Source organism: Serratia sp. NCCP-200, assembly GCF_059697885.1.
This window is the reverse complement of record NZ_BAAKUJ010000010.1, coordinates 101,968-127,982: the sequence shown is the minus strand read 5'-3', so window position 1 is coordinate 127,982 and position 26,015 is coordinate 101,968. Positions and strand designations below refer to the sequence as shown.

26 protein-coding genes are annotated in these 26,015 nt (G+C 53.7%); 14 read left to right on the top strand and 12 right to left on the bottom strand.

Features of this window, described 5'->3' with window-relative positions; all coding sequences use genetic code 11:
• Positions 1 to 159: 159 nt before the first annotated feature.
• Positions 160 to 798 (bottom strand): peptide-methionine (S)-S-oxide reductase MsrA, encoded by a 639-nt coding sequence (msrA, locus tag AC6HVW_RS23980; protein WP_137751231.1) that lies wholly within the window; start codon positions 796 to 798, stop codon positions 160 to 162.
• 284 nt (positions 799 to 1,082) lie between these two features.
• Here msrA and tamA point away from each other — a divergent pair, with 284 nt between their 5' ends.
• The 3 genes from tamA to AC6HVW_RS23965 are packed head-to-tail and all read left to right on the top strand — an operon-like array spanning position 1,083 to position 6,993.
• A complete protein-coding gene (gene tamA, locus AC6HVW_RS23975; protein WP_071682908.1) occupies positions 1,083 to 2,819 on the top strand; it encodes an autotransporter assembly complex protein TamA in 1,737 nt (578 codons plus the stop codon).
• Positions 2,816 to 6,640 carry an autotransporter assembly complex protein TamB gene (tamB, locus tag AC6HVW_RS23970; protein ID WP_071682907.1) on the top strand — a complete coding sequence of 1,275 codons (3,825 nt, stop codon included), beginning with the start codon at positions 2,816 to 2,818 and terminating at the stop codon, positions 6,638 to 6,640. Before tamA ends, tamB begins: the two co-directional genes overlap by 4 nt.
• A gap of 2 nt (positions 6,641 to 6,642) precedes the next feature.
• Positions 6,643 to 6,993 (top strand): gamma-glutamylcyclotransferase family protein, encoded by a 351-nt coding sequence (locus AC6HVW_RS23965; RefSeq protein WP_024483355.1) that lies wholly within the window; start codon positions 6,643 to 6,645, stop codon positions 6,991 to 6,993.
• Between the two features lie 50 nt (positions 6,994 to 7,043).
• Here the strand turns inward: AC6HVW_RS23965 and ppa are convergent, their stop codons facing one another.
• Entirely contained in the window at positions 7,044 to 7,571 is a 528-nt protein-coding gene (gene ppa, locus AC6HVW_RS23960; protein ID WP_021179028.1) for an inorganic diphosphatase, read from the bottom strand.
• 258 nt (positions 7,572 to 7,829) lie between these two features.
• On the opposite strand from ppa, the gene AC6HVW_RS23955 reads away from it, so the two are divergent.
• Positions 7,830 to 9,383 (top strand): methyl-accepting chemotaxis protein, encoded by a 1,554-nt coding sequence (locus AC6HVW_RS23955; protein WP_071682906.1) that lies wholly within the window; start codon positions 7,830 to 7,832, stop codon positions 9,381 to 9,383.
• Between the two features lie 34 nt (positions 9,384 to 9,417).
• Here AC6HVW_RS23955 and fbp read toward each other — a convergent pair whose 3' ends face one another.
• Positions 9,418 to 10,422 (bottom strand): class 1 fructose-bisphosphatase, encoded by a 1,005-nt coding sequence (gene fbp, locus AC6HVW_RS23950; RefSeq protein ID WP_021179030.1) that lies wholly within the window; start codon positions 10,420 to 10,422, stop codon positions 9,418 to 9,420.
• Between the two features lie 170 nt (positions 10,423 to 10,592).
• Here fbp and mpl point away from each other — a divergent pair, with 170 nt between their 5' ends.
• A complete protein-coding gene (mpl, locus tag AC6HVW_RS23945; RefSeq protein ID WP_071682905.1) occupies positions 10,593 to 11,972 on the top strand; it encodes a UDP-N-acetylmuramate:L-alanyl-gamma-D-glutamyl-meso-diaminopimelate ligase in 1,380 nt (459 codons plus the stop codon).
• Positions 11,973 to 12,184: 212 nt separating this feature from the next.
• Here mpl and yhcN (AC6HVW_RS23940) read toward each other — a convergent pair whose 3' ends face one another.
• The 3 genes from yhcN (AC6HVW_RS23940) to argR form a co-directional block, all read right to left on the bottom strand.
• Positions 12,185 to 12,448 (bottom strand): peroxide/acid stress response protein YhcN, encoded by a 264-nt coding sequence (gene yhcN / locus AC6HVW_RS23940; RefSeq protein ID WP_021179031.1) that lies wholly within the window; start codon positions 12,446 to 12,448, stop codon positions 12,185 to 12,187.
• Positions 12,449 to 12,580: 132 nt separating this feature from the next.
• Positions 12,581 to 12,844, bottom strand: a complete 264-nt coding sequence (gene yhcN, locus AC6HVW_RS23935; protein ID WP_021807531.1) for a peroxide/acid stress response protein YhcN — start codon at positions 12,842 to 12,844, stop codon at positions 12,581 to 12,583.
• A 403-nt stretch (positions 12,845 to 13,247) separates the two neighbouring features.
• Positions 13,248 to 13,718 (bottom strand): transcriptional regulator ArgR, encoded by a 471-nt coding sequence (gene argR, locus AC6HVW_RS23930; RefSeq protein ID WP_021179033.1) that lies wholly within the window; start codon positions 13,716 to 13,718, stop codon positions 13,248 to 13,250.
• Between the two features lie 465 nt (positions 13,719 to 14,183).
• On the opposite strand from argR, the gene mdh reads away from it, so the two are divergent.
• Positions 14,184 to 15,122 (top strand): malate dehydrogenase, encoded by a 939-nt coding sequence (gene mdh / locus AC6HVW_RS23925; RefSeq protein WP_021179035.1) that lies wholly within the window; start codon positions 14,184 to 14,186, stop codon positions 15,120 to 15,122.
• A 62-nt stretch (positions 15,123 to 15,184) separates the two neighbouring features.
• On the opposite strand, the gene AC6HVW_RS23920 is transcribed toward mdh, so the two are convergent.
• On the bottom strand, positions 15,185 to 15,445 hold the full coding sequence (locus AC6HVW_RS23920; RefSeq protein ID WP_071682904.1) for a helix-turn-helix domain-containing protein: 261 nt from the start codon (positions 15,443 to 15,445) through the stop codon (positions 15,185 to 15,187).
• Positions 15,446 to 15,626: 181 nt separating this feature from the next.
• Here AC6HVW_RS23920 and AC6HVW_RS23915 point away from each other — a divergent pair, with 181 nt between their 5' ends.
• Together AC6HVW_RS23915 and AC6HVW_RS23910 are read left to right on the top strand one after the other, a co-directional pair.
• Positions 15,627 to 15,983: a DNA-binding protein gene (locus AC6HVW_RS23915; protein WP_039995487.1), complete on the top strand. Its 357-nt coding sequence runs from the start codon at positions 15,627 to 15,629 to the stop codon at positions 15,981 to 15,983.
• Positions 15,984 to 16,225: 242 nt separating this feature from the next.
• A complete protein-coding gene (locus tag AC6HVW_RS23910; RefSeq protein WP_368438733.1) occupies positions 16,226 to 16,600 on the top strand; it encodes a DNA-binding protein in 375 nt (124 codons plus the stop codon).
• A gap of 44 nt (positions 16,601 to 16,644) precedes the next feature.
• On the opposite strand, the gene ispB is transcribed toward AC6HVW_RS23910, so the two are convergent.
• Positions 16,645 to 17,616 carry an octaprenyl diphosphate synthase gene (gene ispB / locus AC6HVW_RS23905; RefSeq protein WP_071682902.1) on the bottom strand — a complete coding sequence of 324 codons (972 nt, stop codon included), beginning with the start codon at positions 17,614 to 17,616 and terminating at the stop codon, positions 16,645 to 16,647.
• A gap of 269 nt (positions 17,617 to 17,885) precedes the next feature.
• On the opposite strand from ispB, the gene rplU reads away from it, so the two are divergent.
• From rplU to cgtA, 4 genes are all read left to right on the top strand, one after another.
• Entirely contained in the window at positions 17,886 to 18,197 is a 312-nt protein-coding gene (rplU, locus tag AC6HVW_RS23900) for a 50S ribosomal protein L21 (RefSeq protein ID WP_004955927.1), read from the top strand.
• A gap of 17 nt (positions 18,198 to 18,214) precedes the next feature.
• On the top strand, positions 18,215 to 18,472 hold the full coding sequence (rpmA, locus tag AC6HVW_RS23895) for a 50S ribosomal protein L27 (RefSeq protein ID WP_004933559.1): 258 nt from the start codon (positions 18,215 to 18,217) through the stop codon (positions 18,470 to 18,472).
• Between the two features lie 107 nt (positions 18,473 to 18,579).
• Positions 18,580 to 19,551, top strand: a complete 972-nt coding sequence (locus tag AC6HVW_RS23890) for a DMT family transporter (protein WP_021807524.1) — start codon at positions 18,580 to 18,582, stop codon at positions 19,549 to 19,551.
• A gap of 16 nt (positions 19,552 to 19,567) precedes the next feature.
• A complete protein-coding gene (gene cgtA, locus AC6HVW_RS23885) occupies positions 19,568 to 20,740 on the top strand; it encodes an Obg family GTPase CgtA (RefSeq protein ID WP_071682901.1) in 1,173 nt (390 codons plus the stop codon).
• A gap of 88 nt (positions 20,741 to 20,828) precedes the next feature.
• On the opposite strand, the gene pmrB is transcribed toward cgtA, so the two are convergent.
• The 3 genes from pmrB to dacB are packed head-to-tail and all read right to left on the bottom strand — an operon-like array spanning position 20,829 to position 23,997.
• Positions 20,829 to 21,893, bottom strand: a complete 1,065-nt coding sequence (gene pmrB, locus AC6HVW_RS23880; protein ID WP_071682900.1) for a two-component system sensor histidine kinase PmrB — start codon at positions 21,891 to 21,893, stop codon at positions 20,829 to 20,831.
• Positions 21,890 to 22,552, bottom strand: coding sequence for a two-component system response regulator PmrA (pmrA, locus tag AC6HVW_RS23875; RefSeq protein ID WP_021179042.1), 663 nt, complete (start codon positions 22,550 to 22,552; stop codon positions 21,890 to 21,892). Before pmrA ends, pmrB begins: the two co-directional genes overlap by 4 nt.
• An 11-nt stretch (positions 22,553 to 22,563) precedes the next feature.
• Positions 22,564 to 23,997, bottom strand: a complete 1,434-nt coding sequence (gene dacB / locus AC6HVW_RS23870; RefSeq protein ID WP_059199541.1) for a serine-type D-Ala-D-Ala carboxypeptidase — start codon at positions 23,995 to 23,997, stop codon at positions 22,564 to 22,566.
• A gap of 304 nt (positions 23,998 to 24,301) precedes the next feature.
• On the opposite strand from dacB, the gene greA reads away from it, so the two are divergent.
• Positions 24,302 to 24,778 (top strand): transcription elongation factor GreA, encoded by a 477-nt coding sequence (greA, locus tag AC6HVW_RS23865; protein ID WP_021179044.1) that lies wholly within the window; start codon positions 24,302 to 24,304, stop codon positions 24,776 to 24,778.
• Positions 24,779 to 24,893: 115 nt separating this feature from the next.
• Here the strand turns inward: greA and yhbY are convergent, their stop codons facing one another.
• Positions 24,894 to 25,187, bottom strand: a complete 294-nt coding sequence (gene yhbY / locus AC6HVW_RS23860; RefSeq protein WP_021807520.1) for a ribosome assembly RNA-binding protein YhbY — start codon at positions 25,185 to 25,187, stop codon at positions 24,894 to 24,896.
• A gap of 143 nt (positions 25,188 to 25,330) precedes the next feature.
• Between yhbY and rlmE the strand changes: the two genes are divergently transcribed.
• Positions 25,331 to 25,960, top strand: a complete 630-nt coding sequence (gene rlmE, locus AC6HVW_RS23855) for a 23S rRNA (uridine(2552)-2'-O)-methyltransferase RlmE (protein ID WP_021179046.1) — start codon at positions 25,331 to 25,333, stop codon at positions 25,958 to 25,960.
• Positions 25,961 to 26,015 lie beyond the last annotated feature (55 nt).

The following is a 26,015-nucleotide window of genomic DNA, read 5'->3' as shown; positions in this document are numbered from 1 at the left end:
CCGACGGGATGTCGGCGATCTTTCGGAGGGGTAATACCGTAAAAAAAGGTGGATCCAAGGGCCGTTATATCACGCGCCCACAAAAGCGGGCCGCAAACGCGGCCCAACACAGTATAGCAGTTGCCCCGTGAGGGCCGCCAGTGGTTAAAAATTAACAGCTTAACCCTGTGGAGGCAGACATACCCCAATGCCGCCCAGGCCACAATAGCCGCCCGGATTCTTATGCAGGTATTGCTGGTGGTCATCTTCTGCATAGTAGAAAGGCAGTGCCGGTGCGATTTCGGTGGTGATGGTGCGCTGATCGCCCGCTTTATTCATTGCCTGCTGGAAAGCTTGCAGGCTTTGCTCCGCTTCGGCCTGTTGCTCTGCATCCAGGTAGTAAATAGCAGAGCGGTATTGGGTGCCGATATCTCCGCCCTGACGCATGCCCTGCGCAGGATCGTGGTTTTCCCAGAAGATCTGTAACAGCTTGCGGTAGCTGATGACCTGCGGGTCAAACACTACGCGTACCACTTCGGCATGACCAGTCTGGCCGCTGCATACCTCGCGATAGGTTGGATTTGGCGTATAGCCACCGCTATAGCCTGCGGCAGTGCTATAAATCCCCGGCTGCTGCCAAAACAGGCGTTCAACGCCCCAAAAACAGCCCATGCCAAAGATGGCCGTTGCCATCCCCTCGGGCACGAAGGTCATGGAATGGCCGGTCACCTCGTTAAGCGTAGCGACGGGCATCGGCGTAGTACGGCCAGGAAGCGCACTCGCCTTATCGATGTTTTGAGACTTATCAAAAGATTGCACCACGTTTGACTCCTGTTGCCATAATAAGAATTAGCCTAATAGGAACGCGTGTCAGTTGTAACTGGCCGCTTCTTTGCCCACAATAAGCCCTATCTAAGGTTTATGTATCAGCTTAACGCAGTATTTTGAGCGCCAAAAGCTAAGAATGCGTCTTGTTTTCGGTAACGGTTGATGCCGTATGGGCAACGTCCGGGATCTAAAGGTAAGGGGGGCAGTCTGATAGCGCTGCCCCAGCACCAGAGCAAAGGTACTGACAGGACAGAAAAATCAATTAAGGAGCACCAGTGCCACGATATCGTGTCCTTTGCGTGTTATGTGCGCTATTCGTTATGCCGTCGGTGTTAGCGGCGAATGTGCGGCTGCAGGTTGACGGCCTGAGTGGGGATTTGGAGCGCAACGTTCGTGTGCGCCTTTCAGCGATCACGCCGGAAGAGGTCAATGCCGAGGGGCGTTTTCGCGCTCGGGTGGACGCTGCCATCCGCCTGGGGCTGCGGCCGTTGGGCTATTATCAGCCTACGATTGAATTCACCTTTGATGATAACCCGAAGCTTTCGCGGCCGGTATTGACCGCCAAGGTCGATCCGGGTGAGCCGGTGCGTATTGCAGGTGTGGATATCCAACTGCAAGGCGGGGCCAGAACCGACGAAGATTACCTGAATCTGGTCCGAACCGATCGGCCAACGATAGGTGAGATCCTCAACCATGGTCAGTTCGACAGTTTTAAAAGTTCGCTGACCAACCTGGCACTGCGTAAAGGCTATTTTGACGCTCAAATGCTCAAGAGCCAGCTTGGCGTGGCGGAAGAGTTGCATAAGGCATTCTGGGACATTGATTTCGACAGTGGTGAGCGTTATCACTTCGGCAAAGTGATTTTCAAGGGCTCGCAAATCCGCGAGGACTATTTGCAAAATCTGCTTCCCTTCCATCAGGGTGATTATTACAGTTCGAACGATCTTGCCGAGCTGAACCGCCGTTTATCTGCCACCAACTGGTTCAACTCTGTGGTGGTGTCCCCAGACTTTACCGACTCCAAAGAGAGCAAGATCCTGCCGCTAGATGCGGTGTTGACGCCGCGTAGCAGCAATATCGTGGAGCTAGGCGGTGGTTTTTCTACCGACATTGGTCCACGTGTGCTAGGAACCTGGAGAAAACCCTGGCTGAACGATCGCGGCCACAGCCTGGTAACCGCCGCCAGTATCTCTCAGCCGCAGCAGCAGCTGGATCTGACCTATAGAATCCCATTGCTACGCAACCCACTAGAACAGTATTACCTGTTACAGGGCGGTTTCAAACGTACCGATCTGAACGACACTCAATCTGACAGTACCAAGGTCGTGGCTTCGCGTAACTGGGATCTCTCCAGCGGCTGGCAGCATGCGGTGAACCTCAGTTGGCGTCTGGACCACTTTACCCAGGGTTCCGTCACCAATACCACCATGCTGCTTTATCCTGGGGTGACCGTGAATCGAACTCGTTCACGGGGAGGCCTGATGCCCGTGTGGGGCGACAGCCAGCGCTATTCCATCGACGTGTCGGACACTACCTGGGGCTCCGGGGTGGACTTTGCGCTATTGCAGGCACAAAACGTCTGGATCCGTAGCTTGGGGGAGAAAAACCGCTTTGTGATCCGTGGTCAGGTTGGCTGGATCGAAACCAACGATTTTGACAAGGTGCCGCCGGATTTGCGCTTCTTCGCCGGTGGCGATCGCAGTATCCGTGGTTATAAATTCCAGGGCATTTCCCCGCGTGGCGATGATGGCAAGCTGACCGGTGCCTCTAAAATGGTGACGGGGTCGCTGGAGTACCAATATAACGTCACTGGCCGCTGGTGGGGGGCGATGTTTGTGGATTCCGGGCAGGCGGTCAATAAATTCTCAGACAGCAATTTCAAGACCGGTGCGGGCGTTGGCGTGCGCTGGCAATCGCCGGTAGGGCCGGTGAAACTGGATATCGCCGCGCCGGTTGGGGATCAAGAAACCCACGGCCTACAGTTTTATATCGGTTTGGGGCCTGAACTATGAGCCTGATAAAAAAGATTTGTCTGGGATTTTTGATCCTGCTGTTACTGCTGATCGGCACGTTGGCGTTTCTGCTTGGCACCACGACCGGCTTGCATATGGTGATCAACGGGGCCGCCCGCTGGGTACCCGGGTTGGAAATTGCGGCGGTCAGCGGTGGCTGGCGCGATCTGACCCTGAAAGGCGTGAAGTATCAGATGCCGGGTGTGGCAGTTAACGCCGGGCAGTTCCATCTCTCGCTCGATCTCTCCTGTTTTAAACGCAGTTCATTGTGCGTCAATGCGCTGACCGCTCAGGATGTTGATGTGGTGGTGAAAACCGCCGAAATGACGCCTTCTGCGCCAGTTGAGGAAAGCAACGAGCCGATCGGCGATCTCAGCACACCTTATCCGATTACCCTGCGTAAGCTGGCGTTGAATAACGTCAAGGTTACCGTGGACGATACGGCGATCTCGCTGGGAGAATTCAGCACTGGCGCACAGTGGCAAGAACGTGCATTGACGTTGATGCCAACTACGGTGCGCGCTTTGCTGATCGCGCTGCCAAAAACGCCGGTGAATCCTTTACCGGAAGCGCTGCAGCCCGCAGCGGAGAAGGTGGCGGACAAGGTAGCAGAGAAAACGACGGTTGCGCCAGCATTGGTACCACCGCCAGCGGAAGAGAAACCGTTGGGCGAAACCCTGAAAGCGCTGTTTGCCAAACCGCTGCTGCCGGACCTGCCAGAAATTCGCCTGCCGTTGGATATTACCGTTGAGGAAATCAACGGTGAGCAGCTACATCTGACCGGGGACACTGAGGTGTCGATCACCCGCTTGCAGCTGCAGGCCAGCACCAAAGATCAGCATATTCAGCTGGATCGCTTTGACGTGAGATCGCCGCAGGGCATGCTTTTCGCCAAAGGGCAGGCAACGCTGACCGGCAATTGGCCGGTGGAAATGGTGGCCAACAGCACGCTGAATATCGATCCGCTGAAAGGCGAGAAGGTGAAGCTGAATGTGTCTGGTGGGCTGCGTGAAGAGCTGAAAGTAGCGCTTAACCTGTCTGGCCCCGTTGGTGCGCAACTGGATGTGCAAACCCAGTTGGCAGAGGCGGGTTTACCCTTGGCGCTGACGCTGCAAAGCAAACAGCTGAAATGGCCGCTGACCGGCGAGGCACAGTATCAGGTTAATGATTTCCGCCTGCGCTTTAACGGCAAGGCCGCAGATTATGCGCTCTCTACCCGCGCCAATTTCAAAGGCCAGGATCTGCCACCGGCAGTGCTACAGCTGGATGGTAAAGGTAATCTTGAACAGTTCAGACTCGAGCGCCTGCGGTTGGTTGCGCTGGAGGGGAATACCGATCTGACGGCGCTGGTGGACTGGAGCAAAGCGATCAGTTGGACGTCACAACTGACACTGTCGGGCATTAATACTGCCAAGCAATGGCCGGAATGGCCAGCGCGCTTGGAAGGGAAAATCACCACCCGTGGCAGCCTGCACGGCGGCAGTTGGCAATTACAGGTGCCGGTGTTGCAGCTCGACGGCAATGTGAAACAAAATAAGGTATCGGCGCGCGGTTCCCTGCGTGGCAATGCGGCCGGGCAATGGACGATCCCGGGTATCGATCTGGCGTTGGGGCGCAATACGCTCAACGTTAAAGGACAGTTGGATGAGAAAAGCTGGGTGCTGGATGCCAATGTTGATGCAGCGCATCTCGACGGTGCTTTACCGGGGCTTGCAGGCAATGTCCGCGGGCAGTTGAAGCTGCGCGGGAATTTGCAGGCACCGCAGCTGTTGGCAGACCTGACCGCGACGGGCTTGCAATGGCAGGCGCTGCACATCAATCGGGTGAAGGTCAACGGCGATGTCCGTTCCAGCGATCAGATCCAGGGGCAACTGGCGGTACGGGTTGAACAGCTCAAACAGGATGCGCTGCAGGTCAATCTGTTGACGCTGGATGCCAGAGGCAGCGAGCGCCAACATCGGCTGCAAGTGAATATCGACGGTAAGCCGGTTTCCGGGCAATTGGCCCTGGAGGGAAGCTTTGATCGTCAGCAACAGCGCTGGCGAGGCAACCTGAACAACACTCGTTTTGATACACCGGTGGGTGAATGGCGTCTTAGCCGTGCCATCGCGTTGGATTACCTGAATACGCAACAGAAGATCAGCGTAGGACCGCATTGCTGGGTGAACCCGAATGCCGAGCTGTGCGTACCTAGAACCATCGAGGCAGGGGCCAGCGGCCAGGCTAGCGTAGTACTCAACCGCTTTGACCTGGCAATGATCAAACCGTTCCTGGGGCCGGATACCGCCATGAACGGGGTCTTTACTGGCCGGGCTGACGTAAGTTGGCAACCGGGTGGGGCATTGCCACAGGCGAAGGTTTCCCTGGTGGGCAAGGGGGTGAAAGTGGTGCAGCAGGTGCAGGGTGCCGCATTGCCGATCGCCTTTGACACGCTAAACCTCAATGCGGGCCTGAACAATGGACGGGCACAGGCAGACTGGCTGATCAAGCTGACCAATAACGGCCAGTTTAACGGTAACGTTCAGATCGCCGATCCGCAGGTACGTCGTACCATCAGCGGCAACGTCAATATCACCAATGTGTCGCTGGCGCTGCTTAACCCAATACTGACGCAGGGCGAGAAAGCCGCGGGGATGTTGAATGCCAACCTGCAATTAGGCGGCAACGCGCAGAACCCGCTGGTATTTGGCCGTCTGGCGTTGGATAAGGTGGCGATCGTTGGCCACTGGATGCCGTTTGATATGACCGAAGGCCGCCTGGCGCTGAACTTCAACGGGATGACCTCGACCCTGGAAGGATTGCTGGCGACCACGCATGGGCAGCTCAATCTGTCTGGGGATGCCGACTGGCGGGATATCAATGCCTGGCGTGCACGTATTGCAGCCAAGGGCGATCGGCTGCGGGTGACCCTGCCGCCAATGGTCCGTATTGATGTTTCACCAGATGTGGTGTTTGAAGCCACACCGCAACTGTTCTCACTCAACGGTAGCGTAGGTATCCCTTGGGCTCGTATCACGGTGCAAGAGCTACCAGAAAGCGCCGTCGGGGTTTCTCCTGATGAAGTGATGTTGAATAACCAGCTCAAGCCGATCCAACCGGCGACGGCAGGGATCCCAATCAACAGCAATCTGACGATCCGCGTGGGCAACGACGTTCGTCTGGATGCGTTCGGCCTGAAAGCCAGACTGCGTGGCGATCTGCGTGTGGCACAGGACCAGAATGGTCTGGGGGTGCATGGTCAGATTAATATTCCATCGGGGCGTTTCCATGCTTATGGCCAGGATCTGCTCGTGCGCAAAGGCCAACTGATCTTCTCTGGGCCACCGGATCAACCGTTGCTGAATATCGAAGCGATCCGTAATCCGGATGCGACGGAAGATGACGTGGTTGCAGGTGTTCGCGTGACCGGCATGGCCGATGCTCCAAGGCTGGAAGTGTTCTCCGATCCGGCCAAGTCTCAGCAAGAAGCGCTGTCCTACCTGCTGCGCGGCCAGGGATTAGGGGCTGGCGGTGCCGATGGCAACGCCATGACCTCAATGTTAATTGGTATGGGGGTTGCACAAAGTGGTCAACTTGTGGGTAAAATCGGCGAGGCGTTTGGCGTAAGTAATCTGGCCCTTGATACCGAGGGAGTTGGCGACAGCTCTCAGGTAGTGGTGAGCGGCTATGTCCTCCCTGGCTTACAAGTAAAATATGGGGTGGGGATCTTCGACTCATTGGCCACGCTGACGTTGCGATACCGCCTGATGCCTAGGTTGTATCTGGAAGCGGTGTCTGGTCTCGACCAGGCACTGGATGTGCTCTATCAGTTTGAGTTTTAGCTATGCGAATAATTGTCTACGGCAGTTTACGACGCAAACAGGGAAACAGCCATTGGATGACCAACGCCCAATGGTTGGGTGAACATGAGTTAGAAGGCTACCAGCTTTATAATCTGGGGCACTACCCGGCGGCGATCCCTGGAGAGGGCACGGTACACTGCGAAGTGTATCGTATTAACTCATCGATTCTGGCCGAGCTGGACGAGTTGAAAAGCAATACCAAAGACTACAAGCGCGAGCTGATCCGCACGCCTTATGGCAGTGCGTGGATCTACCTGTATAGACACAGCGTGGACGGTTTCCCGCGGATTGAAAGCGGTGACTGGCTCAAGCGTCTTGACGAAAAGCAGTAAAAAAAACACCGCTCATCTGGGCGGTGTTTTTTTATCAGTTCGGGCGAGAATTACTTCTTGGCGCGCTCGAAAGAGGCAACGATCTCAGCTTTGGCTGCGGCAGCGTCTGCCCAACCTTCCACTTTCACCCATTTGCCTTTTTCCAGATCTTTGTAGTGTTCAAAGAAGTGGCTGATCTGCGCTTTCAGCAGTTCTGGCAGGTCGTTCACATCTTTGATGTGATCGTACTCTTTGGTCAGTTTGCTGTGCGGTACGGCAATCAGTTTTGCGTCTTCACCGGCTTCGTCGGTCATTTTCAGCACGCCAACTGGGCGGCAGCGGATCACTGAGCCTGGTTGCAGTGGGTATGGAGTTGGCACCAACACGTCTACCGGGTCACCATCCAGTGACAGGGTGTGGTTGATGTAACCGTAGTTGCACGGATAGAACATCGCCGTAGACATGAAACGGTCAACGAACAGCGAGCCGGTTTCCTTGTCGATTTCGTATTTGATTGGATCGGCGTTAGCCGGGATTTCGATAACTACGTAGATGTCTTCTGGCAGGTCTTTGCCAGCAGGGACCAGGTTCAAGCTCATGTCGGTTTCCTTTAATCAAACCAGAAATGGAGTGGCGGCTATTATAGCGGAGTCTTTTGCGATTTCCCGTCCTTTTCATCATTGAGCTGCTGCCTGGCCTGTAACAGCAACTTTTCCAGATTAATCCTCTATTGATTGAAGTTTACTCCCCGGCTGCCGATAACTTCCTCAAATAATAATGGTCCAGCCGCTAGCTGGCCCTGCCTTCTTGCCTCCTCTACATCTGAAGCTACTTTTTTCTAAAGCCGGGAAACACTCATGTTAAAGAAGATCACCGTTAAGGCCGGGCTGATTGCCTTGTTGAGCCTGATGACGTTGCTGTTGATTGTTGTCAGCATCATCGGGGTTAAAGCCATTAACGACGGAACACGTTCGCTACAGACTCTGAACCAGATCCTGGGAGAAGAGCTGGGTTCATTGGCCAATAGCTCGAACCTGGCGCTACGGGCCAGAACGGCGGCCTCGCTTGCAGTACGCCAGCGCGAGATTGGTCAGATTGAGGTTGCTGACGCCTCGGTGGGGCGCATTTATGGCTATCTGGAACAGTCGAAAAAGGAAATGGCGCGCTTTGTCGACGTGGGAACGGTGACCGAACGGGGTCGCGAATTCTCAATGCGCATGCAGGCGAGCTATCGCGCCTATCTGGAACAAGGCATTGCGCCCATGGCGGCGGCGATAAAGGCGGGGAAGTTGGATGATTATTACGCCATTCAAGAAAATCATATCTCTAAGCTGAGCATTGCTTTTGAAGCCGACCTCAGTGAGTTCCGCGCGTTTGCCATGGAGATTGGCCAGCAGCATGCGCATGAGGCAGAAAGTAATGCCAGCACCAAGATTATCCTGATCGTTGCGGCTGGGCTGCTCAGCGTGTTACTGGCGGTGCTGGCCTGGTTTGCTATGCGTGTGATCTTGCTGCGCCCGTTAGATGAGTCGATCGTCCAATTGGAACATATCGCCGCAGGGGATCTGACCCACGAAATTAGCGGTGAAGGTGATACCGAAATGGGGCGCTTGGTGCACGCCATGCAGCGTATGCAGCAATCGCTGGTGATGTCAGTCAGTAAAGTCCGCGATGCCAGCAGCCAGATCGATACCGGCTCCCGCGAGTTGGCTGCGGGTAATGTTCATCTGGCGCAGCGTACGGAGGAATCGGCCGCTTCGCTGGAGCAAACCGCCGCCAGTATGGAGCAGTTGACCTCTACGGTGAAAATGAATGCTGAAAACTGCGAACAGGCCAACCAGTTGGCACTGAGCGTCTCTGATATTGCCGAGCAGGGCAGTGACGTGGTCAGCCAGGTGATGAGCAAGATGCAGGCCATTACCGACAGCTCACGACGCATCGCCGACATTATCAGCGTAATGGACGGTATCTCCTTCCAGACCAATATTCTGGCGCTCAACGCGGCAGTAGAGGCAGCACGCGCCGGTGAGCAAGGCCGTGGTTTTGCCGTGGTGGCCGGTGAGGTACGCAGCCTGGCCCAACGCAGTGCGCAATCGGCCAAAGAGATCAAAGGGCTGATCGAGGTTTCACAACACCGCGTGCGGGAGGGTGAACAGATGGCGGCTACGGCGGCGAAGACCATGAACGGAATAACCGGGGAAGTAGGGCGTGTCACGGCGCTGATGCGTGAAATCTCGGCGGCCACTCGCGAACAAAGCAGTGGTATCGAGCAGGTTAACCTGGCGGTAGTGCAAATGGATCAGGTGGCACAGCAGAATGCGGCGCTGGTGGAAGAGTCTGCGGCGGCAACGCGCTCTTTGGAAGAGCAGGCGCAGCTATTGGCACAGAGTATGGCTGTGTTCAAACTGTGATGTGGAGGGGCGGCATGCCGCCCCTTTTAACTCGTTACTGGTCCGGGAACTCAGCAATAAAGCGTTCGGCGTCTTCTACCATCGATTTGGTTCCGACGAAGAATGGCGCACGCTGGTGCAGTTGTTGTGGCACGATATCCAGAATGCGGTTTTTGCCATCGCTGGCTTTACCTCCGGCCTGTTCAGCCAGGAACGCCATCGGGTTGCATTCATACAGCAGACGCAGCTTGCCCTGCGGGTGGCTGGCGGTGCTTGGGTAGATATAGATGCCGCCTTTGAGCAGGTTACGGTGGAAGTCGGCAACCAGTGAACCTATATAGCGTGAGGTATAAGGGCGCTGGGTGGCTTCATCCTGCTCTTGGCAGTATTTGATGTATTTCTTCACCCCGAGCGGGAACTTGATGTAGTTACCTTCGTTGATGGAATACATATTGGCTTTTTCCGGGAAGCGCACTTTCTCGTGCGAGAGGCAGAACACCCCCAGAGACGGATCGTAGGTGAAGGCATGTACGCCATAACCGGTGGTGTATACCAGCATGGTGGAGGAGCCATAAACTACATAACCGGCCGCTACCTGGGCATGGCCAGGCTGCAGGAAATCTTCTTCGGTGACTGGCGTGCCAATCGGGGTGATGCGGCGATAGATAGAGAAGATCGTCCCGACAGAGACGTTCACATCAATGTTGGACGAGCCGTCCAACGGATCCATTAGCACCACATACTTACCATTCTCAGCTCGCTCGCCGTCGAAAATCACGATCTCGTCTTCTTCTTCCGACGCGATGCCTGCAACTTCACCACGAGCCTTCAAAGCTGCTTTCAGCTTTTCGTTCGCGAACAGGTCCAGCTTCATCTGAACTTCGCCCTGAACGTTGGAAATGCCGTTAGTCCCCAAGATATCAACTAAACCCGCCTTGTTGATATCACGGTGAATGATCTTGGCACCCAGTTTGATGGCAGAAAGTAATGAGGTCAGCTCACCGGTGGCGTGAGAGAAGTCGTGTTGTTTCTCGACGATAAATTCGCCTAACGTTTTCATGACACAATCCCTGAATCTACGGATGGATAGCGGCTTGTTAACATACCGCCAACGTTTTCGTCAGCAGTGTAGCCCAAAGCAACTTGCGATTCATAGGCAAATCCATTTCTTCTGAGCGATTCTGAGCGCTAGAATAGGCAGTAAATCGATGCACTAAAATGAGAGACCTAATGCGCATACATATTCTTGGGATCTGCGGCACCTTTATGGGTGGGCTAGCCATGTTGGCTCGTTCACTGGGGCATGAGGTCACCGGTTCAGATGCCAACGTCTATCCTCCGATGAGTACCTTACTGGAAAAGCAGGGGATCGATCTGATCCAGGGTTACGATCCTGCCCAGTTGGATCCGGCTCCGGATCTGGTGATTATCGGCAATGCCATGAGCCGTGGTAATCCTTGCGTAGAAGCGGTGCTTGAACAGAGCATTCCTTACATGTCTGGCCCTCAGTGGCTGCATGATTATGTCCTGCGCGATCGCTGGGTACTGGCGGTAGCGGGAACACACGGTAAAACCACCACCGCCGGGATGGCGACCTGGATCTTGGAAGCCTGCGGCTATCAGCCGGGCTTTGTGATCGGCGGCGTACCGGGCAATTTTGATGTCTCGGCCCGTCTTGGCGGCAGCCCGTTCTTTGTCATCGAAGCCGATGAGTATGACTGTGCCTTCTTCGACAAACGTTCCAAGTTTGTTCATTACTGCCCGCGCACGTTGATCATGAACAACCTCGAGTTCGATCACGCCGATATTTTTGACGATCTGAAAGCCATCCAGAAACAGTTCCATCACCTGGTGCGTCTGGTGCCGGGCCAAGGCAAGATTATCCTGCCGGAAAACGACACCCATCTGAAACAGGTGATGGCAATGGGATGCTGGAGCGAACAGGAATGGGTCGGGGAAGGGGGCGCGTGGCGTGCACACAAACTGACGATAGATGCCAGCCATTACGAAGTGTTCCTCAACGGCGAGAAGGTGGGCGAGGTTAACTGGGCGCTGGTGGGCGAACACAACATGCATAACGGCCTGATGGCGATCGCCGCCACCCGCCATGTTGGCGTACAGCCAGCCGATGCATGCCGTGCGCTGGGTGACTTTATCAATGCCCGCCGCCGTCTGGAATTGCGTGGTGAAGCCAACGGCGTCACGGTGTATGACGACTTTGCCCATCATCCGACCGCCATTCTGGCTACCTTGGCGGCGCTGCGTGGCAAAGTGGGCGGCACCGCACGCATCCTGGCCGTGCTGGAGCCGCGCTCAAACACCATGAAAATGGGGATCAGCAAAAACGATCTGGCCCCCTCACTGGGGCGTGCCGACGAAGTGTTCCTGTTCCAGCCTCACCACATCCCGTGGCAGGTAGCGGAAGTTGCCGAAGCTTGCGTTCAGCCCGCGCACTGGAGTGCCGATCTGGATACGCTGGTGGAGATGATTGTGAAAACCGCGCAGCCGGGTGACCATATTCTGGTGATGAGCAACGGCGGGTTTGGCGGCATTCATGACAAACTGCTGGCAGGGCTGGCTAACAAGGCCGAACCGAAAGAAACCTACTGACGTTTAGTTAAACGGGTGCCGCATGCGGCGACCCTACCACTATGAGGCCGCTGATGCGGCCTTTTTTGCCCCAATAAAAAAGCCCTCGCGAGCGAGGGCAATGGGGTTCGTCGGATAGGACGACGATAATTTCCAAGATACTGGCGTTTACCTGAGAACTCGGCAGTGGCAGTGACGAGGGTAGTCAGTTCAGTAAGCGCGACCTTGGATTTTTACTTGTAGATTTCAGCCGTTGCGTGCCAGTTGCCATTTTCATAGGCTTCGATCACACGGTAGGCTTTGGCCCCTTGCTGGTCCGCTTTATCAGACAGCGCCTGACGGATATCAGAAGGTGCACCACCCACGCCGCTAGCGGTAATGGTGCCGACAGACTGCAGATTGCTGGCTTGGGCATCAGTGACCAGGTTAGCCGCAGAAGCACCGAAAGAAACGGCAGACAGCAGGCTAAGTGCAACGAGAGTAGTTTTCATGTTCATGATACTTGGATCCTTAATCGTTCAGAGATAACGGCCTGGAAGGGCTTTACAGCGTTTCTTATACTTGAAGGCGGTTATCTACTTGGTTTTTACCAGAGAGTTGTCGTGCAATGCTCAGATAACATCTTGTACTTATTTGTAAATCTCGGCGGTAGCGTGGTAGTTGCCTTCATTACGAGCTTCGATCACGCGGTAAGCGGTCGCGCCTTGGGCATCGGCTTTAGCAGACAGTGCCTGACGGATATCAGAAGGCGCTGCACCGACGCCGCTCACGGTGATGGTACCGGCAGACTGCAGTTTTTCAGCCTGCGAAGCATCAATGGATTGTGCTGCGAATGCACCGAAAGACAGCATGGACAGCAGGCTAATTGTCGCTACAGTAGTTTTAATTTTCATGATTTATCCTCTTCGTATTCTTTTATCAGTTCCAGTGAACTGTGATTTACGTCACGAAAATGAGTATACATCTAGTAACGGCAAAAATTAATAGCTGACTAACAGTTTCTAGTGAAACTTTATTGGGGTGGCCGTTACTTTTAATAACCTAATGGAATAAAAAACGGCGATAAAATGCACTTCCGATGTTAAATTTATGTAATTTCAATGAGCTAAGTGCTTTTGACTAAAAGTGCGGAAGCTTCCAGTCACTAACACTAGTCACCAAGAAATGTCATTGAAATGTGCTGCAGGTCGGCTTATTGGCAGTTTTAAACGTGGTAGGCAGCGCTGGAGAAGTAAACGAGGGGTTAATAAAGGGTGCACTGCCCGCGACGGAAAGCCGCAGGCTGTGCTGAATGCATCAAAGTTCCTGTTCGAACAAGGAGAGAATGGCTTCAAACAGTTGGCGTGCGGTAAAGGAGCTGGCCGGAGTGACAAAAATCGTGTCGTCACCGGCAATGGTGCCCAGGATCCCTTCGGATTTACCCAGTGAGTCCAACAGACGGGCAATCAGCTGCGCCGCACCTGGGCTGGTATGGATCACCACCACCGCATCGTTATGGTCCACGTCCAGCACCAGATTCTTGAGCGGGCTGGTGGTGGTTGGGACACCGAGTTCGGCCGGGAGGCAGTACACCATCTCCATTTTTGCATTACGCGTGCGTACCGCCCCGAACTTGGTCAGCATGCGTGATACCTTGGACTGGTTAATGTTCTCGAAGCCTTCTTCTTGCAGCGCCAAAACGATCTCGCCTTGAGAACTGAATTTTTCTTCTTTCAATAACGCCTTAAACGCCTTGATCAGATCTTCTTGCTTTGCGGGATTACGCATTTTGCACCGTGGAATGTTGGTAATAGAGCTGATTATTATGCATATAAATGCATTTTTATGCAATATGGGGGCCGTCTGGAAAATCAAAAATGCCCAGACAGAAAGGCAAGAGCGCAATTTTAACAAAATCCGTTGCTCATGAATATGCCCTTTCGGTGCGGGAAGCGAGTCAGCTCTCCGGTAACGAAAATGTTATTAAAATGATGTTGTTCTGATGTTACGTAAGGGTGTAATGTAACCGCCGGTTAACGCGATCGTGAAAAGCTTGGCACTATTTTCGATTAGTGTGCGCTATGCCCTTAATGCATAAGCGATTTACTTTAAAATGCTCGCAACATCGGCCATTTTATTGCGCCAGATCTAAAACCGACTGTTAAGAGGTTGTTTTTAAAGGCGTGATAAATTAAGGTCCGTGACCAAAGAATTCACGGCGCTTTTATATTTAAGACAATAAAGGAGTATAGGATGAAAGTTGCAGTTCTCGGTGCTGCTGGCGGTATCGGCCAGGCCCTCGCCCTTCTACTCAAGACCCAGCTTCCTTCAGGTTCTGAACTCTCCCTCTACGACATTGCCCCTGTTACCCCAGGCGTTGCCGTTGACTTAAGCCACATCCCAACCGCAGTTAAAATCAAAGGCTTCAGTGGCGAAGATGCAACCCCTGCGCTGCACGGTGCGGACGTGGTGCTGATTTCTGCTGGCGTTGCGCGTAAACCAGGGATGGATCGTTCCGATCTGTTCAACGTTAACGCTGGCATCGTACGCAACCTGATTGAGCAAGTGGCCAAAACCTGCCCGAAAGCCTGCATCGGTATCATCACCAACCCGGTGAATACCACGGTAGCCATTGCGGCAGAAGTGTTGAAGAAAGCGGGTGTGTATGACAAAAACAAACTGTTTGGCATCACATCGCTGGATATCATCCGTTCCAACACCTTCGTCGCAGAACTGAAAGGCAAACAACCGGAAGAACTGAACGTACCGGTGATTGGCGGCCATTCAGGCGTGACCATCTTGCCTCTGCTGTCGCAGATCCCAGGCGTAAGCTTTAGCGATCAGGAAGTGGCTGATTTGACCAAACGCATCCAGAATGCGGGTACCGAAGTGGTTGAAGCCAAAGCCGGTGGCGGTTCTGCAACCCTGTCTATGGGCCAGGCTGCTGCACGTTTTGGTCTGTCTCTGGTGCGTGCGCTGAGCGGTGAGAAAGGCGTAGTGGAATGTGCCTATGTTGAAGGGGATGGCAAATATGCCCGCTTCTTTGCACAGCCGCTGCTACTGGGTAAAAACGGTATCGAAGAGCGTAAAGACATCGGTACCCTGAGTGCCTTCGAGCAAAAAGCGCTGAGCGAAATGCTGGACGTGCTGCACAAAGATATCGAACTGGGCGAGAAGTTTATCAACAACTGATCCCTCAGAATGTGATGTTTTGATAAGCCGCCGGGCCGAATCCGGCGGCTTTCTTATGTTTATCATGATTTGATTCGACTTTTCCGATCTCGCAGATGATGGGTAAGCGGATCAAAATACCGGCTCGGCCAGATCTCTGCTGGATGTACGTTTAGTGCATCAGCAATCAACCACTCTCCCTTGGGCCAAGGCCGTAACAACGCGTTGGCCAACGTCGATGAACTTAGCCCTGCCCCCCGTGAAACCGCTGCCAGAGTGGTACCTCTCTTCTTCAAAGCCGCGATGACGTCTGCTGGATGCCAATCTGGGTCCCGTGGATTCATATTTTCATTCCTTTTTTGATTAGAGAAAGTTCTGTTAGTGGTATAACTAACAGGTCAGTATTAATCGTTTGAACAACGTGAAGCGTTTATTCAGAAACTAGGATACCACCAAGTTTCCCAAAAATACCTTATGGTTTCTGAAAAATTTGTCTTGCCACACTATTGTCCCGAGATCATGGCTATGAAAAACGAGTGGTTTGCTGCCAAGGAGCTGATAGGCATCGCAGGATTACCGTCCTCTACACAGGGAATCAACCTAATGGCCCGGCGCGAAAATTGGCTCAGCCGTCGCCGCAAAGGCGTACAAGGCAAGGCGCTGGAATACCATATCGACAGCTTGCCTACCGGCGTCAAAAACCTGCTGGTATTGCGCGAAGAGCCTGCGATCTATGAGGCCGGGCGTCAGGACCCGCTTGCGGTGTGGGTCGAATACTATTACCAGCTTTCAGACAGTGAGCGTGGCCAAGTGATGGCGTTTTTGATGCGTGAAGGTATGGATAGCCTGCTGGCCTGGATTGCTGAAAAGAACAAACAGTAAATCTCCTCGGCTGAATTGCACTTAGTAAGGGGGCCGCATGCTGCTCCCACCAGGCTCCTTTCTGCGTCGCCTCTGTGTTTCCCTCTCCTTGTTTGGTAAGTATTTCTTGAGTATTTCGCCAGTTTTTTGGTTATTGGCAATGGCCTGGTTAATGTTATAACTAACTTTTTGGCATTAGTGGTTCATGCAACTGGAAGATCTGATAAGTCAGTTAGGGGCAACGCCGAGATCAAGGAGAGGGAATGGACAAGGAGTGGTTTACCGCCAACGAACTGAAAGAGAAGGGCGAATTGGGCAGCTCCCCGCAAGGGATCAATAAGCGGGCACGTGAGCAAAACTGGCGCTGGCAGCGGCGTTTTGGCAAGCAGGGGGTGACCAAGGAGTATCATATCAGCAGCCTGCCCCTCTCGACTCAAAACGAGTTGTATCCCCAGCGGTATCTCCTTGCCGCAGAGGAATCGGCGGCTTATACCGTCTCCTGTGATAGCGATCCTTGGGTACGTTTGCAGAGCTATCTGGCAGGTATGAAACCTGACGAATACGCGGTTTTATTGAGTTTTCTGGCGGAGAATGGGGCTGCGGGGCTACTGGATCTCATTAGCAGGGCAAATAAATAGGCCCGCATTGCAGGCCTATTTGAATATTAAGAAACTTAAATTTCTTAAAAGTCTCGTTGAACCGCCAGATGCGCTAATCCTTCCAGGGCGGTTCGATAAGGCGAGTCGGGCAAAATCTGCAATGCGGCGATCGCCTTGTCCGCTTCTTCTTCTGCGCGCTGACGTGTATAGGTGAGTGAGCCACACTCCTGCATGGTAGCCAGAACCGGCTCTAGCAGATGGCGGCCATTCCCCTGTTCAATCGCGCCACGGATCATCGCAGACTGCTCGGCATTGCCATTATGCATCGCATGCAACAACGGCAGCGTCGGCTTGCCCTCGTTCAAGTCATCGCCGGTATTTTTACCCAGGGTCACGCCGTCTGCACTGTAGTCCAGCAGATCGTCGATCAGCTGGAATGCGGTGCCAAGATAGCGGCCATAGTCTTGCAGCGCCTGCTCTTCGGCCGGGTTAGCCTCGGAGAGGATGGCTGATGACTGGGCTGCCGCTTCAAACAGACGAGCGGTTTTGCTGTAGATGACCCGCATATAGTTTTCTTCACTGATATTCGGATCGTTGACGTTCATCAACTGCAGCACTTCACCTTCGGCGATGACGTTGACCGCTTCGGACATCACTGCCAGCACGCGCAGCGATTCCAGGCTGGTCATCATCTGGAAAGCACGCGTATAAATGAAATCACCCACCAACACGCTGGCGGCATTGCCAAACGCCGCGTTGGCGGTCGCCTTGCCACGGCGCATGTCGGACTCATCCACCACGTCATCATGCAACAGGGTAGCGGTATGGATGAACTCTATCAGAGCAGCGACGGCAATGTGTTTATTGCCTTGATAGTGCAAGGCCCGTGCCGCCAGAACGGCGATCATCGGGCGAATGCGCTTACCGCCACCGCTGATAATGTAATAGCCAAGTTGATTGATGAGCGTGACATCGGAATTCAACTGTTCGAGAATTGTTGCGTTCACGGCCGCCATATCTTGCGCGGTTAACTCAGTAATTTGTTCTAGGTTCATTGTATTTTTTTCAGCTGTGTTTCTGTTGACCGCGATGAGAACGCTGCTCACATCGGTACATGGCGGTAACTGTCCTGTTGATTGTACTTGAAAATCGGCCCAGATAAACGTTGTGAGAGAAACTGTGTTTTTTTTCTTCTTTTTTCACCTTCTGGCCCTAATCTGCTCTTGTCATATGCGGGATTATTGCGTAGAATTCGCGCCCTATTGTGAATATTTATAGCGCGCTCTGTACTGAACAGTTGGGCACGCGGAAAGCGGAGTTTTATATGTACGCGGTTTTCCAAAGTGGTGGTAAACAACACCGAGTAAGCGAAGGTCAGACCGTTCGCTTGGAAAAGCTGGACATCGCAACTGGTGAAGCGGTTGAGTTTGACCAGATTCTGATGATCGCTAATGGCGAAGATATCAAAATCGGCGTTCCTTTCGTCGATGGCGGTAAGATCAAAGCTGAAGTGGTTGCTCACGGTCGTGGCGAAAAGATCAAGATTGTTAAGTTTCGTCGTCGTAAGCACTATCGTAAGCAGCAAGGTCACCGTCAGTGGTTCACTGATGTTAAAATCACCGGCATCAGCGCTTAAGTTAGGAGAGCGGATTAATGGCACACAAAAAGGCTGGCGGCTCGACTCGTAACGGTCGCGATTCAGAAGCTAAACGTCTGGGCGTAAAACGCTTTGGCGGCGAAGCAGTACTGGCAGGCAGCATCATCGTTCGTCAGCGCGGCACCAAATTCCACGCTGGTACCAACGTGGGTTGCGGCAAAGACCACACTCTGTTTGCTTTGAAAGACGGTAAAGTCAAATTCGAAGTTAAAGGCCCGAGCAATCGTAAATTTATCAGCATCGAAGCTGAATAATTTTTCGAGCCTTACGAAATAGATGTTAAGCCCCGCAATTCGTTGCGGGGCTTTTTACATTTATAGATTGCTTGTGCCAGACGGCACAACGCACAGACAGTGAGAAGATGGAAAAAAAACAGCAGGCTGGCGTTGGTATTTTTCTGGCGGTCACCACAGCGGTTTGCTGGGGCGCACTGCCTATCGCAATGAAAGAAGTGCTGGAAGTGATGGAGCCGTTTACCATCGTCTGGTATCGCTTTACGATTGCCGCCATCGGCCTGGGGATGATCCTGGCAGTGCGCGGGCGTTTACCTCCGGTGAAAATGTTCCGCCAACCCCGCTGGTTGCTGTTGCTGGCGATCGCCACTGCCGGGTTGTTGGGCAACTTTGTCTTCTTCAGCTCTTCGCTGCAATATTTGAGTCCGACGGCCTCGCAGGTTATCGGCCAACTCTCGCCGGTGGGCATGATGTTCGCCAGCGTATTGATCCTGAAAGAAAGGATGCGTATCACTCAGGTGATTGGCGCTCTGATGCTGATCTGCGGGCTGATGTTGTTTTTCAACGTCAGCCTGATCGAGATCTTCACTCAGTTCACAGACTACACGCTCGGTGTATTGTTGGGCGTGTGTGCAGCCATGGTTTGGGTGACCTATGGCGTGGCGCAGAAAGTATTACTGCGTCGATTGGCCTCACCGCAGATCCTGGTCTTGTTGTACACTTTATGTGCGATCGCGTTATTCCCGCTTGCGAAGCCAGCGGTGATTTTCCAGCTCAGCGGCTGGCAGTTGGCCTGTCTGCTGTTCTGTGGTGCTAACACGCTGATTGGTTATGGTGCGCTGGCGGAAGCGATGGCGCGCTGGCAGGCGGCCCAGGTGAGTGCGTTAATCACGCTGACTCCCCTGTTTACCCTGCTGTTTTCAGATTTATTGGCGCTGGCCTGGCCACAGGTATTTACCGCCCCGGCATTGAATGTCGTTGGCTATGTAGGTGCTTTTGTGGTGGTTGCAGGCGCCATGTTTTCCGCAATTGGTCACCGTTGGTGGCCGCGACGGGCAGAAACCAACCTGGTTGCTTCTTTGAAGCGGCCCGGTGAATGAGTTACGGAGACGGTAAATGAAGTTTGTAGATGAAGCAGCGATCCTGGTCGTGGCAGGTGATGGCGGTAATGGTTGCGTCAGCTTCCGCCGCGAAAAATACATCCCGAACGGTGGGCCAGATGGCGGTGACGGCGGTGACGGCGGTGACGTTTACCTGGTGGCAGACGAAAACCTGAATACCCTGATCGATTACCGCTTTGAAAAATCTTTCCGGGCCGAACGTGGCCAGAATGGTCAGAGCCGTGACTGTACCGGTAAACGCGGTAAAGACGTTGAAATCAAGGTACCGGTCGGTACCCGTGTGCAGGATCAGGGCACCGGTGAGATCCTCGGTGATATGACCCGTCATCAGCAACGTCTGATGGTGGCGAAGGGCGGTTGGCACGGCCTGGGCAACACCCGTTTCAAATCCTCGGTAAACCGTGCCCCGCGCCAAAAAACGCTGGGTACCAAAGGCGAGATGCGCGATATCCTGCTGGAGCTGCTGCTGCTGGCGGATGTGGGCATGTTGGGCCTGCCGAACGCCGGTAAGTCGACCTTCATTCGCGCGGTTTCTGCCGCCAAGCCAAAAGTGGCGGACTACCCGTTCACCACGCTGGTACCGAGCCTGGGCGTGGTACGTATGGACCATGAACAAAGCTTCGTGGTGGCGGACATTCCTGGCCTGATCGAAGGCGCACATGAAGGTGCTGGCCTGGGGATCCGTTTCCTGAAACACCTGGAGCGCTGTCGCGTGTTGCTGCACCTAGTGGACATTGCTCCGATCGACGAGTCCGATCCGGTAGAGAACGCCAAGGTCATCATTAACGAGCTCAACCAGTACAGCGAGAATCTGTCGCACAAGCCACGCTGGCTGGTGTTCAACAAAGTTGACCTGCTGGACGAGGAAGAGGCCGCCGAGCGCGCCAAGACGATCGTAGAAGGCATGGGTTGGGAAGGTAAGTACTACATGATCTCCGCCGCGAACCGCGAAGGCGTTAACGCGCTGTGCTGGGACGTGATGAACTTCATCAATACGCAACCTAAAGCCATGGCGATCGAAGAAAGCGCGCCAGAAAAAGTCGAGTTCATGTGGGATGATTACCACCGTGAGCAAATCGCTGAAGTGGAAGCTGAAGCGGATGACGATTGGGATGATGACTGGGATGAAGATGACGACGAAGGCGTCGAAATCGTCTACCAGAAGTAATTCTGCGTAATAAAGTAAGGGCTCGGTTCGATGAACCGGGCCCTTGCTGTTTATTGAGGTTGCTGAAACCTCAATCGATGATGCGACGCTAGTGATTCAAAATATGATCGGGTAACCAGCACTGTGCATCCAGGCCGCTGGCATCGGTGCGGTTTTCCAGACGTAGGCAGCCGCGGTGCAACTGAACGATACGGATCACGATATTCAATCCCAGCCCGCTACCGCCATAACGCTGATCCATCCGGCGGAAGGCCTGAGTCAACTCTCCCGCCATCTCTTGCTTGATACCCGGTCCCTCGTCGAGCACCTGTAAGCGTTGCCCATTATTCTCGGGGGTGAGCTGAACACGAATGACACTCTTCTCAGGGCCATAGCGGTGCGCATTTTCAACCAGATTACGCAGCATCAGGCGTAGCAGCACCGGATCGCCATGGGTTGGGGCACTGGCTGGCAGTTGCCAGACAATCTTTTGCCCGCGTAGAGCGGCAAGCTCCTCCAGCTCACCCTGCAATGGCTTGATGACGTTAGTTACCCAGTCAAACTGCTGGTAATGGCCGCTGGCGAAATCCTGCCCGGCGCGCGATAGCATCAGCAATTGCTCAACCACGTGCATTAGTTGGTCAATGCGGGCGATCAGTTGCTTACTACCCGTGATCCCCTGTTGCTCCATCAGTTCCAGATGCAAACGGATCCCCGCCAGCGGCGTGCGTAATTCATGGGCCGCATCGGCAGTAAACAGGCGTTCCTGCTGGATGGTATGGTCAAGGCGTGACAATAACTGATTCAATGCCTTGGTGACCGCCACCACCTCTAGGCTGTCGTTAGATACTGGCAAAGGGGTCAGATTATCTGCCGAACGTTTCTCCAGCTTTTCCTGCAGTTGATTCAGTGGCCGGATAATCCAGCTGATGGCCCAGAAGGAGGCCAGAAGGGTCACCACCATCATGATCAACGAAGGGGCTAGCAGGGAAGCGATCGCTTCGGCAATCTCGGTATCGACCCGTTCGTTGCGGACCTTGGCCGACAGGGTTTCATCCACCAGGAAACTGATTTGCTCCTGGCTTTCGTGCCATAACCAAAACGCGCTGATGAGTTGAGTGACCAGCAGGATCAGGGCCAACATCAGCAGCAAACGACGGCGCATGCTGATCAAGATGCTGGCTCCAGTCGGTAACCGATGCCACGAACGGTACGGATACGATCTTTGCCCAGTTTACGGCGCAAGTTGTGCATATGGACTTCGAGGGTATTCGAGCCCAGATCGTCGTTCCAGGTATAGAGATCCTGTTGCAACAGCTCACGGTTGACGGTTTGCCCGGCCCGCATCATCAGACGCGACAGAATGGCAAACTCTTTCGGCGTGACGTCTATCGCCTGCTGTTGCAGATACACCTGCTGGCTGGACAGGTTGAGTGTCAGATCGTCCTGTTGCAGCAGGTTATCGCTGTGGCCCTGATAGCGGCGGATTAACGCCCGAACCCGGGCTTGCAGCTCAATCAGCGCAAAGGGTTTGACCAGATAGTCATCGGCACCGGCGTCCAGGCCATCGACACGGTCTTGCAACGCGTCGCGTGCGGTGAGGATCAACACCGGGATGCTGATGTGTTGACGGCGCCACTGCCGCAGCAGGGTGGCACCGTCGATATCTGGCAGGCCGAGGTCGAGGATCACCATACTGTACTGGCTGGTGACGATCAGGCTATTGGCCTGCGCAGCACTGGCCGCACAATCGCAGGCGTAGCCTTCGTTGGACATTGCCAACGCCACGCCTTGCTGCAATAACTCATCATCCTCAACAATCAGTAGCTTCATGCCCTTGGGCCTCAATTGTTCTGATAGATATCCCGATACAACCGGCTTTCGAACCGCACCAGCGGCGCTCGGCGCTGTTTCTGATCTTCTGGCGGCACTGCGTAACCTGATAGATATTGAACGAAGGCAAGGCGCTGACCGCTGGCCGTAGTGATAAAGCCTGCCAGGTTATAGACCCCTTGCAGCGCCCCGGTTTTGGCAGAAACCTTACCGTCGACCCCGGCTTCGTGCAGGCCACCGCGATAGCGCAACGTGCCGTCATAACCGGATAGCGGCAACATCGAGATAAAGTTGAGCTCGCTGTCGTGCTGAGCAATATATTGCAACGCCTGCATCATGGTTGCGGGCGCCAGCAGGTTGTGGCGCGACAGGCCAGAGCCGTCCACCACGATGCTGTTACCCAGATCTACCCCTGCCTTCTGGCGCAGAACCTGGCGTACTGCATCTGCCCCCGCGCGCCAGGTGCCCGGTACGCCAAAGCGTTCATGGCCGATAGTGCGAAACACGGTATCGGCAATCATGTTGTCCGACTTCTTCAGCATGATTTTCAGCAGGTCATGCAACGGTGCAGACTGCGTCTGGGCAATCACCGTGCCCGTCATGCCTGGCTGGGTTTGGCGTTTCAAATGGCCGCCAATCTGGATCCCTGACTTGACCAGCTCATCTTTCAGGATGGCACCGGCATAGCTGGCTCCGTCTTGAATGGCGAATGCCAACGGCAGTGGTTCACTGCGCTGGGTCAGGCATCCGGTCAGTGTAAAGCGGTTCAATTCGCCCGGCACCACATCCAGTTCACAATATTGGGCATCCGCAGAGCCTTTCGCCAGCGTTCTTACCTGGCTGAACATATTGACCGGGTAGAATGAGGCCACGCGAATAAACGCCATCTCACCGGGGTTAGGGGCGCTGTAAAGGGAAACCGAGAAACAGTTGCGATCGACAATCGCCGCTGCTGGCGGGGCGCTGAAACATTGGGTCATATCGTTCCAGGGCCAGCCGGGCGCTTTGTCATGGCTGGCAAATACCGAGGTATCGACCAGCACATCGCCGCTGATTTCGCGCACTCCCTGTTTTTTCAATTCCGCCACCATATTGCGCAGATTCTGCCGCTTGAAGGTGGGATCTCCGCTGAAACGGGCGATAAGGTTGCCACGCAACACGCCATCCGTGATGTTGCCCTGACTTTCCAGTGTCGTGGTGAAGCGATAGTCCGGCCCGAGCTGCAACAAAGCCGCCAGCGCGGTAAGCACCTTCTGGGTGCTGGCCGGGAGTGCCATTTGCTGTGAGTGATAGTCGATGGTTGGCGTGGTCGCGCCAATCTTCTGAACTATCAGGGCCAGGTTCGCCCCATCAGGCAAATATTGGGTGTAATCTTCAACCGGGGCCGCATGGGCATTAACAGCAAATGCGCAGGCCAATACACTGACAATTCGTGAAAAACGCATAATCTCGGGGTAACAGCTGGATAACGTGCTGTCATACTACGGTGCATCAAGGGATAAAGTAAACGATGACCCTTAAGGAACTCTAGGCTAAAATGCGTATCAAAATGCAAAATCGACGCTGACTTGGAGCAAACCTCCGAGCTCGGTTTCTTTTGTTTATCGCCTGGAGACGGAAGGCGCAACGCTTGCCGTAATTTCATACGAACACGTCAGGATGACGCTAATGCCCTGGGGATGTCGAGCTGCGGTTAGCTTGCAACACCACGGGTATATTTGAACAGGATAGATTTAGAGGTATTTAACGATGAAACAGATCCCGATGACCTTGTTTGGCGCAGAACAGCTGCGTGAAGAACTAGAATATTTGAAAGGTGTGCGTCGCCCGAAAATCATTGCCGACATCGCCACCGCACGCGAACACGGTGACCTGAAAGAAAACGCCGAGTACCATGCCGCTCGTGAACAGCAGGGTTTCTGTGAAGGGCGTATCCAGGAAATCGAGGCCAAACTGTCCAATGCGCAGGTGATCGACATCACCAAAATGCCTCAGACTGGCCGCGTGATTTTTGGCGCAACCGTCTCGGTGATGAACCTGGATAGCGAAGATCAGGTGACTTACCGCATCGTGGGTGATGATGAAGCAGACTTTAAGAAAAATCTTATTTCTGTCAACTCACCGATGGCTCGTGGCCTGATTGGCAAAGAGCAGGATGATGTTGTTGTCATCAAAACCCCGGGTGGTGATGTAGAATACGAAATCCTGAAAGTGGAATATCTTTAATTTCGCCCGAGTTGGTTAAAAGTTCAGCAGGGTTTTGTAAAGAAAGGAAAAAGGCCGCAAGCGGCCTTTTATCTGAGCCCGGCGCATGGCACCGTCTCAGCAAACAGATTGCGGATTAGCGCGGCAAAGTGATCTTGCGCTCTTTCGACGGGCGGTAAAGAATAAGCGTACTGCCGATCACTTGCACATTGCAGGCACCCGTTTCACGCACAATAGCGTCGGCGATCAGGGTTTTGGTTTCGCGATCTTCAGCTGCAATTTTTACTTTGATCAGCTCGTGATGCTCCAGAGCCAGCTCAATTTCAGCCAACACCCCTTCGGTGAGACCGTTATTACCCAGCATGACCACCGGTTTTAACGGATGTGCCAGGCCTTTCAGGTGTTGTTTTTGTTTATTATTCAGATTCATTGTCTTTTTTGCTTAAGTTGGGATTGAAAACGGTACATTCTACCGCCATCTCATGTGTATCACCAAATCGGTCTGCACCGAATTGAGTTTACGTGAGAAGCGAACCTGGCATGAGACTCTTTTTAGGATAGTTGGAATACTCGATGGCAAATAAAAAGCGTTCGGCCAGTTCCAGTCGCTGGCTCCAAGAACACTTTAGCGATAAATATGTACTGCAGGCGCAGAAAAAAGGGCTGCGCTCGCGCGCCTGGTTTAAACTTGATGAAATACAGCAAAGTGACAAACTGTTCAAACCGGGTATGACGGTCGTTGATTTGGGGGCTGCGCCGGGCGGTTGGTCGCAATATGTGGTAACCCAGATTGGTGGTAACGGGCGTATCATTGCCTGTGATATTTTGCCAATGGATCCTATCGTTGGCGTCGATTTCCTTCAGGGCGATTTTCGTGATGAACTGGTCCTCAAGGCACTGTTGGAACGTGTAGGTGATAGTAAGGTTCAGGTAGTCATGTCTGACATGGCCCCGAATATGAGCGGCACCCCGGCGGTCGATATCCCAAAATCGATGTATCTGGTGGAATTAGCACTGGAAATGTGTCGTGATGTTCTCGCACCAGGCGGTAGTTTCCTGGTGAAGGTGTTCCAGGGAGATGGTTTTGACGAGTACCTACGGGAAATTCGCTCCCTGTTTACGAAGGTTAAGATTCGTAAGCCAGACGCTTCTCGCGCACGTTCGCGTGAAGTGTACATTGTAGCGACAGGGCGGAAACTGTAGTACCCTAACGCTGTTTGTTAACACAGTTGTAATATGAGGTTAATCCCTTGAGTGA